Annotated in this window: 11 protein-coding genes and 1 pseudogene; 6 read left to right on the top strand and 6 right to left on the bottom strand. The window is 38.3% G+C overall.

What is annotated here, in order from left to right:
- The first annotated feature begins 177 nt into the window (after positions 1–177).
- Entirely contained in the window at positions 178–1,359 is a 1,182-nt protein-coding gene (locus HLH18_RS02270; RefSeq protein WP_171545660.1) for an MFS transporter, read from the top strand.
- Positions 1,360–1,462: 103 nt separating this feature from the next.
- Here HLH18_RS02270 and HLH18_RS02265 read toward each other — a convergent pair whose 3' ends face one another.
- Together HLH18_RS02265 and HLH18_RS02260 are read right to left on the bottom strand one after the other, a co-directional pair.
- Complete coding sequence (locus HLH18_RS02265) at positions 1,463–2,656, bottom strand: PilT/PilU family type 4a pilus ATPase (protein WP_171545659.1); 1,194 nt, start codon at positions 2,654–2,656, stop codon at positions 1,463–1,465.
- Positions 2,657–2,944: 288 nt separating this feature from the next.
- Positions 2,945–4,006, bottom strand: a complete 1,062-nt coding sequence (locus tag HLH18_RS02260; RefSeq protein WP_171545658.1) for a 3-deoxy-7-phosphoheptulonate synthase — start codon at positions 4,004–4,006, stop codon at positions 2,945–2,947.
- Positions 4,007–4,631: 625 nt separating this feature from the next.
- Here HLH18_RS02260 and HLH18_RS02255 point away from each other — a divergent pair.
- Complete coding sequence (locus HLH18_RS02255) at positions 4,632–5,837, top strand: amino acid aminotransferase (protein WP_171545657.1); 1,206 nt, start codon at positions 4,632–4,634, stop codon at positions 5,835–5,837.
- Positions 5,838–5,890: 53 nt separating this feature from the next.
- Here the strand turns inward: HLH18_RS02255 and HLH18_RS02250 are convergent, their stop codons facing one another.
- The gene (locus HLH18_RS02250; protein ID WP_171545656.1) at positions 5,891–7,006 is read right to left on the bottom strand and encodes an S-(hydroxymethyl)glutathione dehydrogenase/class III alcohol dehydrogenase; all 1,116 of its coding nucleotides are present in this window, start codon (positions 7,004–7,006) and stop codon (positions 5,891–5,893) included.
- Positions 7,007–7,127: 121 nt separating this feature from the next.
- On the opposite strand from HLH18_RS02250, the gene HLH18_RS02245 reads away from it, so the two are divergent.
- From HLH18_RS02245 to HLH18_RS02235, 3 genes and pseudogenes are all read left to right on the top strand, one after another.
- Positions 7,128–8,687, top strand: coding sequence for a phospholipase D family protein (locus HLH18_RS02245; protein ID WP_171545655.1), 1,560 nt, complete (start codon positions 7,128–7,130; stop codon positions 8,685–8,687).
- 203 nt (positions 8,688–8,890) lie between these two features.
- A complete protein-coding gene (locus tag HLH18_RS02240; protein ID WP_171545654.1) occupies positions 8,891–9,328 on the top strand; it encodes a hypothetical protein in 438 nt (145 codons plus the stop codon).
- Between the two features lie 153 nt (positions 9,329–9,481).
- A pseudogene (locus HLH18_RS02235) lies at positions 9,482–9,985 on the top strand (pyridoxamine 5'-phosphate oxidase family protein).
- On the opposite strand, the gene HLH18_RS02230 reads toward HLH18_RS02235, so the two are convergent.
- Together HLH18_RS02230 and HLH18_RS02225 are read right to left on the bottom strand one after the other, a co-directional pair.
- Positions 9,980–10,573 (bottom strand): uracil-DNA glycosylase family protein, encoded by a 594-nt coding sequence (locus tag HLH18_RS02230; RefSeq protein ID WP_171545653.1) that lies wholly within the window; start codon positions 10,571–10,573, stop codon positions 9,980–9,982. The pseudogene HLH18_RS02235 and the gene HLH18_RS02230 sit on opposite strands and share 6 nt — an antisense overlap.
- A gap of 30 nt (positions 10,574–10,603) precedes the next feature.
- On the bottom strand, positions 10,604–11,314 hold the full coding sequence (locus HLH18_RS02225; protein ID WP_171545652.1) for an SGNH/GDSL hydrolase family protein: 711 nt from the start codon (positions 11,312–11,314) through the stop codon (positions 10,604–10,606).
- 431 nt (positions 11,315–11,745) lie between these two features.
- Between HLH18_RS02225 and HLH18_RS02220 the strand changes: the two genes are divergently transcribed.
- Positions 11,746–12,057 carry a hypothetical protein gene (locus tag HLH18_RS02220; RefSeq protein ID WP_171545651.1) on the top strand — a complete coding sequence of 104 codons (312 nt, stop codon included), beginning with the start codon at positions 11,746–11,748 and terminating at the stop codon, positions 12,055–12,057.
- Between the two features lie 86 nt (positions 12,058–12,143).
- On the opposite strand, the gene HLH18_RS02215 is transcribed toward HLH18_RS02220, so the two are convergent.
- Positions 12,144–12,887 (bottom strand): SDR family oxidoreductase, encoded by a 744-nt coding sequence (locus tag HLH18_RS02215; RefSeq protein WP_171545650.1) that lies wholly within the window; start codon positions 12,885–12,887, stop codon positions 12,144–12,146.
- Positions 12,888–12,894: the final 7 nt, after the last annotated feature.

The raw sequence follows: 12,894 nt of genomic DNA, 5'->3' as shown, positions 1-12,894 counted from the left end.
TTAAATTATTGTATTGCATTATTACATTACTGTACTTTCTAGTAATATTCTTCTAGAATTAATCCCATCCAACGATGATCTGACTTATCTTTAATTATAAAAAATGATTTATAACTAAAAAATAGTGACCTCGATAAGCCTCTTTAGTCGTCTTTTTCTTATAAATTTAGGTAAATTATGACTCCAGTAAATACACAACAGTTATGGAATAAGTCCTTTATTCTATGTCTAGCCAATAATCTTTTTTTGTTTATATTTTATTTTGCACAAACTACAATTTTACCGATTTATATTGTAAATGAATTAGATGGAACTTTAGCTCAGGCAGGTTTAGCCATGACGCTATTTATGGCATCCTCGATTGCCGTTCGTCCTTTCAGTGGTTTAATTATCGAGAAAATTGGTCGAAAAAAAGCGCTTTATATTTCAGAAACTTTGTTCTGTCTTTTTTCATTTGCCTATATTTTTGCAGATAATCTGACTTTTCTTTTAGTGATTCGCCTGTTACATGGTATCTGGTTTAGTATTTTAACCACGGTTACCGTTCCGATTGCCAATGACTTTATTCCTGCAAATCGTAAGGGTGAAGGCATGGGATATTTTGTCATGTCGGTCAACTTGGGGATTGTACTCGGTCCTTTAATTGGTCTGAGCTTGATTCAGCCACTTTCTTATCAAATGGTTGCAGCAATTTTAGCCGGAATTATCTGCGTAGGCTTTGCATTTTGCTTCCTGATTCCAATTCAAGAAAGCATAAAAACCCAAGTTGAAACCGTTAAACGTAAATTATCTGTTCATGATTTTGTTGAAAAGAAAGCCTTGCCCATTTCTATTATGGCCATGATTGTCTCTTTTTCTTACGCCAGTATCATGTCCTTCATTTCGACATTTGCAGAATCAAAAAATTTACTTGCCTATGCCAGTTTATTCTTTGTGATCTTTGCAATTTCCATGATGAGCTTGCGACCGATCACCGGGAAAATTTATGATCGTAAAGGGCCAAATTATGTGATTTACCCTGCTATTGCGCTATTTTCCATTGGGCTGATTGTTTTAAGCCAAATCAATAGCGTGACTGGATTGATAATTGCAGCGGTATTTGTCGGTATGGGCTTTGGTTCAGCTCAGCCCTGCTTGCAAACTATTTCCATTCAGCATTCACCCAAAGATCGAATTGGGCATGCCACCTCAACCTTCTTTACCTGTTATGACATCGGTATTGCGATTGGTTCAATCTTGCTGGGTGTGGTGATTGCTCATCAGGGCTACAGCTTTGCCTATTTGCTCTGTGCATTGATCACGGCATTAAGTTTGGTTTTTTATAAATTATTTGTAGATCGTAAACATACAGCAGCATAAAAAACTTCAAACCAGACTCATATAATAAAAATATGCATCACCCTAAAATTGGATGATGCATATTTTTTATCGTTACGCTTTATAATATTAAAATATTCCTCAACTAAGCTTGGTTCGTCTCCTTGGTTTCACTTTCTTCAGGATTACTTTCCTGCATCATGCTAAATGATGATGCTGAACCAGCTACAAATTGATCCTCTCTAGGACTTTTTAATTTGATCTGTAAACGCAATTCATTCATGGAATCTGCATTACGCAAGGCTTCTTCATAACTAATCGCACCTTCGTTATACAAATCAAATAAGGCCTGATCGAAAGTTTGCATGCCCAATTCACGGGATTTTTTCATGATTTCTTTGATTTCATGCAATTGGCCTTTCAAAATAATATCGCCAATCAAAGGAGTATTCAGCAAAATTTCAATGGCAGCACGACGACCGCTGCCATCTTGAGTTCGCACCAGACGCTGGGAAATAATCGCTTTCATATTGGAAGACAAGTCCATCAACAATTGATTTTTTCGTTCTTCAGGGAAAAAGTTGATGATTCGATCAAGCGCTTGGTTGGCATTGTTGGCGTGTAGCGTTCCTAAACATAAATGCCCGGTTTCCGCAAAAGCAATCGCATGTTCCATGGTTTCGGTATCACGGATTTCACCAATCAAAATTACATCGGGTGCTTGGCGTAAGGTGTTTTTCAAGGCATTGTGCCATGAGTGGCTATCTACCCCCACTTCACGGTGAGTCACCATCGATTTCTTATGCTTATGGACATATTCAACCGGATCTTCAACGGTAATGATATGCCCGGCTGAATTTTCATTACGGTGATCAATCATCGCCGCTAAAGACGTTGATTTACCTGAACCCGTAGCTCCAACGACAAGGATCAACCCGCGTTTTGCCATCATTACGTCTTTTAATGTTTCAGGCAGTTTTAACTTGGTAAAATTTGGAATTTCCGCAGTAATGGTTCGAATCACCATGCCGACTTGTAACTGTTGTTGGAATACATTGATCCGGAAGCGGGAAACATCGGGAACGCTAATGGCAAAATTACATTCGAGTTCTTTTTCAAATTCCTGGCGTTGTTTTTCATTCATTAAACTGTAGGCAAATAATTTTGTCTTATCTGCAGTTAATACCTGTTGCCCAATCGGTTTCATTAGGCCTTGATGTTTAATGCTGGGCGGAAAATCGGCTGAAATAAATAAGTCCGAGCCGCCATATTCCACCACCTTAGTCAGCATATGAAATATTATTTTACGCGCTTCTTCCAATAATTCCGCACTATACATATTTTTCCCCATTTAAAATTATTTCAAGTACTCTGCAATATCGATAGTAAATTGTATTTATTAAACAATTAGTTATTACTGAGTATCAATTTCAATTATTGTGCCTAAAGAAGCTATATGACTCAAATTTGTTAATTCCAATCAGTTAAAAGAATTAATAAAAAATGTATAGAGCATCAACAAAGTATTGTTCTAAATTTAAACAGACAACATAAATGTGCTTATAAGAAACAATAAAGCCCCGATCAACGGGGCTTTATTAGAAAATAATCATGTTTTTTAAAAATATTAAGCACTACGCTTTAATTGAGAAATACGCAGTGAATCTGCAATTTCCAATAAAAGTTGCTGGGTTTTATCCCAACCTAAACAGCCATCAGTCACAGATTGGCCATAGGTCATCTCACATGAAATCTTTTGCTGACCATCAACCAGATAGCTTTCTAGCATCACGCCACGAACATTGCTTTGTACGCGTTCATCTACAATGGTACGTAAAACTTCAGGTTGTAATAAGGGATTTTTGTGACTATTACCATGACTACAATCAATCACCAAGGCAGGCAATTCACCTTTAGCTTTTTCTTTAATGTTCTCGATTTCAGCCAATTGATAATTAGGACCCGAATTTGCACCGCGTAAAATCAAATGCGCTTTCGGGTTGCCTTGTGATTCTAAAATACAAGGTAATCCTGATTGGCTCATTCCTAAGAATTCATGTGGATGTGAAGCCGATTGAATGGCATCAAGCGCAATTTGAATGGAGCCATCTGTGCCATTTTTGAAACCAATGCTGTAAGGCATATGGCTTGAAATTTCACGGTGAATTTGCGATTCGCTGGTACGGGCACCAATTGCACCCCAAGCCAGTAAATCATCGAAATATGCAGTCGCCATCGGGCTTAAAATTTCCGATGCAATCGGCAAACCCATTTCTATAATTTGCAGATATAACTCACGTGATTTTTCCAAACCCAATTGCATGTTGGATGAACCATCTAAATTTGGGTCATATAAAAAACCTTTCCAACCAATCGTGGTACGTGGTTTTTCAATATATGCACGCATCACCAGAAAAATTTGATCTGATACTTGGCTTTGTAATTGTTGTAGTTTTTCAGCATATTCAAGTGCAGAAACGGGATCATGAATTGAACATGGACCGGTCACCACCATCAAACGATGATCTTTGCCATCTAGAATATTTTCAATGGTTTGACGCTGCTCGGCAATTTGTTGAGCCAGTTTTGCAGATAAAGGAAATTGTGCCTTCAATTGATGAGGCAAACTTAAAGTGGTTTCTTTCGCAGTCGTTTGCGTTTGTTGTAAAGCAGTATTTAAAGCATTCATTGGTCTTTCCTGGGGACTTTTTTCAGTCCCATCTTTTATTTGAGCGTTATGGGTCTAATGGATTGCAAGGCAAGCGTCATCATTTGACTAAAGTAAAACCAATAAGAGTTGCTAAAATATGAGTAATTTAATGTTTTCATGAGCTAGCTCCAAAAAGTGTAAGAAAAATAAAGCATAAAAAAACCTGATCAGGGTTGCCGATCAGGTATTAACTTGGTGGGCAACCATTTCTTGCCCGAACGCGTTCAGGCAATTATCTAAATTGCCAAAAATAATAACGTGCGTTTGAGATGACTGGTTGCTTTAACATCTTTATTTCTTCAAAAAAGTATGTGTCTTAAAATTAAAATACGCTGTATTCATCAATTTGACAAGAATTTTATATAAAATAAAAATACATAAATCAGTCAACTTTTACTTATATATTGTTTAAAAATAAAGTGCACTCCTTAGACTTCAATTTCATCGTTTTTTATTTTCACATTTTTTAGATCAATTTTTTAATATCTGAATCCTGCTGGGTAGTTTCTATAAAAATAAAAGACCATCCATTGACATTAAAAGATAAAATGCGTTCTATACCGAAGGCTTGATGTGTTTACCACATATAACGAAGGATGTATTCATGTTCCAACATGTTGATAGTTATGCAGGTGATCCGATTCTTTCTCTTATGGAAGAGTTTGGAAAAGACCAACGCTCTCATAAAGTTAATCTAAGTATTGGACTTTATTACAATGAAGAAAATATTGTTCCTCAATTAAATGCCATTAAAGCCGCCTATAAAAATATTGAAGCGACCAATGATCAGGTCAAGCTCTATTTACCCATGGATGGTTTGAAGTCTTATAATCAGGCAACTCAAGCTCTTGTTTTAGGTCAAAATAGTCCAGCCCGTCCTGATGGTCGTGCGGTAACGATCCAAACCTTAGGCGGTTCTGGCGCACTTAAAGTGGGTGCAGATTTTCTTAAAAAATATTTTCCGGAATCTGATGTTTGGGTCAGCCAGCCGACCTGGGAAAATCATATTGCCATCTTTAATGGGGCTGGCATTCACTCACATTTCTATCCTTATTTTGATGCAGCGACCAATGGCGTTAATGTGCCAGCCATGCTGGAAAAATTAAGCCAGCTTCCGGCAAAAAGCATTGTGCTGTTACACCCGTGTTGCCATAACCCGACAGGTGCAGATTTAACAACTGCTGAATGGGATCAAGTGATTGAAGTATTGAAAAAACAGGATCTGATTCCTTTCCTTGATATTGCCTACCAAGGTTTTGGCCAAGGTTTAGAACAAGATGCGTATGCCATTCGTGCTTTAGATCAGGCAGGCATGAATTTTATTATTAGCAATTCATTCTCTAAAATTTTCTCACTCTATGGTGAGCGTGTGGGTGGCTTAACTTTTGTTTGTGATGATCAAGCTACTGCACAAAAAGTATTGGGTCAGTTAAAAGCCACTGTACGACGTATTTACTCAAGCCCTCCAACTACAGGTGCCTTGCTGGTGGATAATGTTCTGAATGATGCTGATCTGACTGCACAATGGGAAGCTGAACTGAAAGAAATGCGCGAACGTATTATTAAAATGCGTCAAATTTTGAATCAGAAATTAAGCCAAGCTTTGCCTGAACGTGACTTTAGTTATCTGGTCAAACAGCAAGGGATGTTTAGCTACACAGGCTTAACGGCTGAACAGGTTGATATATTAAAAGATCAATATGCTATCTATCTCGTTCGCAGTGGTCGTATGTGTGCAGCCGGTCTAAATTTAAATAATATTGATTATGTTGCTGAGTCTATTGCAGAAGTCATTAAAGCCACTGCTTAAACAAGCTGATATAAAAAAACGGGCTATATGCCCGTTTTTTATTTTGAAAAAGATTAATCTTTAAAATGTACGACTGTACGAATTGATTTACCTTCGTGCATCAAGTCAAAAGCGTCATTAATTTTGTCTAGACCCATGGTATGCGTTACGAAAGGTTCAAGTTGAATCTCGCCTTTCATTGCATCTTCAACCATGCCCGGAAGTTGTGAACGACCTTTTACCCCACCAAAAGCAGTGCCTTTCCAGGTACGACCAGTGACCAACTGGAACGGACGGGTCGAGATTTCCTGACCTGCTCCGGCTACACCAATAATCACGGATTGTCCCCAACCCCGGTGTGCACATTCAAGTGCAGAACGCATCACATTGACGTTACCAATACATTCAAACGAATGGTCTACGCCCCAACCGGTCATTTCAACAATGACTTCCTGAATCGGTTTGTCATATTCTTTTGGATTTAGGAAATCTGTCGCACCGAATTCTTCAGCCAGTTTGAATTTTTCTGGATTGGTATCGACCACAATAATTCGACCCGCTTTGGCTTGGCGAGCACCTTGCACAACCGCAAGACCAATACCACCTAAACCAAACACTGCAACTGAGTCGCCTGCTTGAACTTTTGCAGTATTATGTACCGCCCCAATACCTGTGGTTACGCCACAACCCAATAAACATACATGTTCAGGGTTTGCATCGGGGTTGATTTTCGCCAATGATACTTCTGCAACAACGGTATATTCACTGAAAGTTGAACACCCCATGTAATGATAGATTGGCTGACCATTATAAGAAAAACGTGTTGTACCATCTGGCATTAAGCCCTTACCTTGAGTCGCACGAACTGCGACACACAGGTTGGTTTTTCCAGATTTACAGAATAAACATTCACCACATTCAGCGGTATAAAGTGGAATGACGTGATCGCCCGGTTTAACACTGGTCACGCCTTCTCCGACCTCTACAACAATGCCGGCACCTTCATGACCCAATACCGCCGGAAAAACACCTTCAGGATCCTCACCGGATAAAGTAAAGGCATCGGTATGACATACGCCGGTATGGGTGATTTTCACCAAAACTTCACCTGCTTTCGGTGGAGCAACATCCAGTTCAACAATTTGAAGAGGTTGACCCGGTCCAAATGCGACTGCAGCACGTGATTTCATGAAATACCATCCTTTATTTGATTCTTTAACAGATGAGCTACAGTAACCGCTTTTTATTGTCCGATTCAACCTATAACATGATGATAATATGTACGTATAACTTTATGACTTCATAACAATTATGCAAATTAGACACTCTACTCAAGCTGTCTTACTTTCATTTGCAGTCATCACACTGACAGGATGCAGTTTGCCGATGAATGAATCGAAAAAGCCATCTTCTATTCACGTTCATGCCGAACACTGGTTAAATGGTTCCAATGTTGATGTACAAATGGCACAAGGTCTAACGGCTTATTTGACTTTAGATGATGCTTTTATCAGTATTGCCTCGAGGCTGCATCTGATTAATAAAGCGCAATATAATATCGATTTGCAATACTACATCTGGGAAGATGACTCAATTGGTCACATGATGCTGGCTGAACTGCTCAAGGCCGCAGATCAAGGGGTAAAAATCCGTTTATTAATTGATGACCAGAATGGTTCTCAACTCGATGCAACCTTAAAACAACTGGCACAGCATCCCAATTTTGAAATTAAAATATTTAATCCTTATACCTTTAGAGCTAGAAAATTACGCTTATTTGATTATTTTTTTCGTTTCAACCAAATCAATCACCGTATGCACAATAAGCTGATTATTGCCGATGGTGCAATTGCGGTTACCGGTGGACGCAATATCAGCCGTGAATACTTTGATGCAAGTGAAAATTTCCAGTTTACCGACATGGATATTCTGTTCTATGGAAATGCAGTCGACCATGCCAATCAGGTGTTTCAAGACTTCTGGAATGATGATTTAAGCTATTCAGTCCAACAACTGTTGGGCGATGCCAAGCCAGAACAACTTGCCAAATTGCGCAAATATTATGAACTGACGGCTTTACAAAAAGATCAGCTAAAAAAACGGATTGAATTGGCAGAAAAACAAATCAATCAGCACTTAAAAGACAGTCCTATCAATTGGGCAAAAGCACATTTTGTCGCAGACTCACCGGATAAAATTCGTGGAGAGGCAACTCATGATCAGCTCATTTATCGTCAGATGCTGAATATTATGGGTGAACCGAAGCAGCATCTTGAACTGGTTTCTGCCTATTTTGTACCGACCCGTAAAGGTACAGATTATTTAGCCACGCTGGTCAAAAACAATGTTGAGGTTCGAGTATTGACCAATTCATTCTTGGCCAATGATGTTCCTTTGGTACATGCCTTTTATAAAAAACATCGTCATAACTTATTGCAAAGTGGGGTCAAACTTTATGAGTTTAAGCCCTATATTGAACGACATAAACGCACCTGGTATGAAGTGGTTACAGGCAATGTGATTCCCGCAAAAAATAAAAATGCCTCAAGCTTGCATGCAAAATTCTTTGATATTGACGGTATGGTGTTTATTGGTTCATTTAACTTTGACCCACGTTCAGCCAATTTAAATACTGAAGTAGGATTGGTGGTTGAATCAGATGTACTTCAAGATCAGATTTCTACATCACTGGATCAATACCTGCCGCAAATTGCTTATGAATTAAAACTCAACCCACAAGGGGAAGTCATTTGGCTGGATCATCAAAAAAATGGTTCTATCATTGAATACAACCAAGACCCAGAAAGCACCAAATTCCAAAGATTTGCGATGAAAGTGGTGTCTTATTTCCCAATTGAATGGCTGATGTAATGACAAGTGAATGACATCAAAATACACATCGTGCTTTTAGTTCCAGTGATATTTCAATATTGTTATGACTTATAAGATCTTGAGGGCTATTTATACATATTTTAGATCAATCAACACAATGATTTTACTCATTTCCTGATTTGCTTTAATATTCCACTTTTCGAGTTTTTAACTCATTTATCTCCTGATCGTGACCCTCTGAAATGCAATTTTTTGATTTAAGTCGTCAATTTAATTTAAGTGATATTTTAACACCCTGCAAAACACTGAATCAGCTTGGACAACAAGAATGGTTTTTAGCCAAAGTTCGTGTGGAATATGACTGCTTGTCTGATTCTGAAATTCTTGAAGGTCAGGCGGTTTTGAAATCCAGTGAAAATATTCAACTGGAATTGGAATGGATAATTCAGGATACCGGTACAGAATTGCAGGTCTTATTTAAAGGCATTGAAACTGAAGCAAACGAAGAAACCTTGCTCTTGGTTAAAGACGCTCAAATTGTCGATAGTGAACAAAAGAAAATTTCTATACAAGCCTTAAGCCTTTGGATTGATGGCACATTACTACCGATGCTACCGAATATTCGCCGTGAAATTAAATCCCGTTTAAATTTATGGGACTATGTTGAATATGATGGATAGGTGTTGAAATCCATTCAAACTGATTTAAATAGCTTGATTTAATTTTTGAAACCCGATTTTGGCATGAATGACCAGTCAGATCGCTAGAAACTGTATTCAACTTTTCCTCAGATTACTGAATAATATTAAAAATAATAAAAAGTGAAATCAAAAATGAATCATCATGAATGGTCCCATATTCACAAAGTCGTGAATGACGCGCAAAAAGCTGCAATGCACTGCTCTATTGCCACTGTTGATGCACAGTTTCAACCCACCATCACGCCTATAGGCACTTTATTTCTTAAAGACAACCAAACCGGTTTTTTTCTTTGATACGTATGCTGAATCTTTTAAAGAAAATTTGCCCCAGAATAATAAAGCCTGTATTCAAGCGATTAATAGCAGCCGATTATTTTGGTTGAAATCGCTATTAAAAGGTCAATTTAGTGATTATCCGGGTGTGCGACTCTATGTCGAAATTGGGGAACTACGCCCTGCTACTCATGAAGAATTAGCTCAAATTTCACAGCGTATTCAAAGTCTGAAATGGACTAAAGGCAGTCAACTCATCTCATCTGGTCTGATTTTACTCAGGTACGGGATTTTAGCGTGCAATCTTTTAGATGGGTGAAATATCCAAAGATGATGCCATTCAATATTCAAGCTTACTCATAGTAAGCCTATTTCCTCAAATAACTGACTATAGGCTTCAGCTTTTTTCTCTATCGCAAGTGGATAAGCCCGTGATGAAGATGGCATGCGATATAAAGTCAGGTCACGTTCAGCAAAATAAGCTTTTGAAGATTCGCCAATCACCGGTTTAAGTGTTCCTTCAGGCATAGAAAGCATTAAAGTATCTGTGGCTTTATCGCCTGTGGTCATAATGCTGTGACATTGAGGAATCTGTTGTAGCAACTTGGCTATATCAGTCGGCTTGGCAATTTGCAAAAATTTATCCGAAGCATTGCCTTTGAGGCGAATGATTTGATAGGCCGTATCAAAAATTGCTATGCCTTTTTCCGTTAAAAATTCACGGATCTGCTGTTCCTTGAAATTTTTATTCGCGATATCTAAAAAGTGTTCTTTATTTTGAAAGAAAACCAAACCAAAAATCTTCCACATGTCATTTTGATAGTTTGGATAATAGAACTCCATTTTCCATCGGCTTTTAGGTGGTGGAAAACTCCCCATCATAAGCAATTTGGCATTTTGGGGTAAAAAGGGTTCAAGTGGATGAGTTTCAATTTCCAGTTCGGTGGTCATAACAGCCCATTTATCAGTCTTTAGCCTAATTTAAAACATTTGACGGATTTTATCTGCCACCTGTTCACCCCAAAGTGCATAAATTTCCTTGCTTGGATGAAAGCCGTCTGCTGCCATTTCCAAGTTTAAGCTTTTAAATCGTGCTAGATCATATTCAATCCATTGCATATTGGCTTGCTGCTGCACTAATTTCCCAAGAGTTTTGTTCATGCCTTTGGCATATTGTCCAAATAGCCATGCCAGTGGATTGGGTAAAGATGGAAACATGTTCATCGGTGGCACACCAGCGGCAATAACCAATTCAGGTGTAAATTTCTGGTTAATCTCTGCATAAAGTTGTTGCTGTTTTTGAATCCAGTTTTTAGGTGGTGTAAGTTTGGTAATGTCATTCACTCCGACAGAGGTAATCACCACATCAAAGTGTTGAGCCGACATATTTTTGGCAGTTTTAATGACTTGCCCTGTGGTATGTCCTGTTTTCGCTTCCAGCATATAACTGATTTGGTATTGATCTTTTAACTGATTTAACACCGCACCCAATAAAGCATCTTCCTGAATTTCAACCCCGACGCCTGCTGCTGCAGAATCACCTAAAATTAAAATAGACAGCGGCTTTCCTGTTCCGATAATCCCCTGACGGTTTCCTTCGGGTTCTGCTAAGCGTAAGGTATTTTTTTTGACTGCATTGCCTTGAATAATCAGGGATGGAATAAGGGCGATAGTCGAAATTTTTAAAAACATAAAGGATGCAAGTAGCGGAAAATCAAGATCAATATACGATTTTACCTTGTTAAAAGCATTGACCCAATGTGCATATTGTTAGAACTATCAAGAGCATCATCATTTGCTTGATCTTTTTGTTAATACGATTCGAGCATGATCATTTCAACGATCAGACGTTAATAATAAGCCGTTACTGTTTCATCTAAAGCGGAACTTCTATTCAGAATATATCTTCTTTCAATTATTCTAAAAATTCAGTTTGATCTGGTTATACTAAAAATGCAGCTTTTCAGTAAATTAATAAAAATTTATTCATAAGAAATCTAAAGGACTGCATTTTTTGGAAAAATTACTTACTTTTTTTCTGGAATTCATATTAAAGTATCATTTGGAAATTTAAACACGAAACTCTCATAAATTTATTATTGACTTAGCCAAGAGTAATCAATATGGACTATTGGAATAGTGTTTTATTAATAGCAATAATTGCAATAGTTGGGCTCAGCGTTATCACCTTGATTGTCGGCTGTAAAATTTGGAAAAATCTTGTCGTTACACTTATCATTGCAACTCTCATCAGCTTTCTCATTTTATGCGCGATTAGCTTTTTGTGGAGTCAGGGGATTTATGTACCTTGGAGCAATAATAATCTTTGGAATGAGGTTTTCACTGTTGAAATGGGACTCATGAGTTTTGTTATCGGTGGAGTGAGCACCTTCATGATCATGTTAGGCATCCTGATTTCTAAAAATAATAGATAATTGCGTCGCTATGACGACCTTAATGTGTTTATTAAAAATCTTGGAAAAATAAAAGGCGCATTCAGCGCCTTCGATTCATTCGCTCCTCAACCCAACTTGTTTACCCACTTTAGTGGCAATACTTTCATTGCCAAACCTAATGGCAACCAAGGCCATTCTGGGACATAAGCTTTGACGGGTGCTTTTTCAATGGCTTTGACCAGTAAATGCGATCCTGTTTTTTCATCCACTTCAAAAGGTAATTTCTTCGCGCCTTCATTCAGTTCGGTACGAATATAACCCGGAAAAATGGTGGTGACTTTAATTGGCGTATCAATCAGTTCTGCACGAATACCTTCTGCCAAATGTGCAACCCCTGCCTTGCTTGCGCCGTACGCGGTTAAATGTTTAGGCATGCCACGCATTGCACTCATTGATGAAATCATCACCAGATGACCAGAATTTTGCGCACGGAAAATTTCAACAGCCGCTTCACATTGCGCTAAAGCAGAAATAAAGTTGGTTTCTACCGTGGCACGGTTAATTTCAAAATTGCCTTTACCAATACGACGACCGTCACCTACACCTGCATTCACAATAATGCGGTCAATCGTGCCAAATTCCTCTTTGAAAGCTTTAAACACTTCAAAGACTTGATCGTAATTGGTCACGTCCAAAGTTTTCGCAATCACTTTAATGCCATATTTGCTTTCAAGTTCTTGCTTTAAAGTTTCAAGACGCTCCAAACGACGTGCACAAATGGCAAGATTATAGCCTTTTTGTGCAAATTCACGTGCCATTCCCGCACCAATACCTGAGCTTGCCCCAGTAATTAAAACCGTTTTTGCCATGATCTAT

The organism is Acinetobacter sp. ANC 5414 (assembly GCF_013004295.1).
In the GTDB taxonomy this organism is placed as follows: domain Bacteria; phylum Pseudomonadota; class Gammaproteobacteria; order Pseudomonadales; family Moraxellaceae; genus Acinetobacter.
Note: the sequence above shows the minus strand (reverse complement) of the source record. Positions and strands in the feature narration are given on the sequence as shown.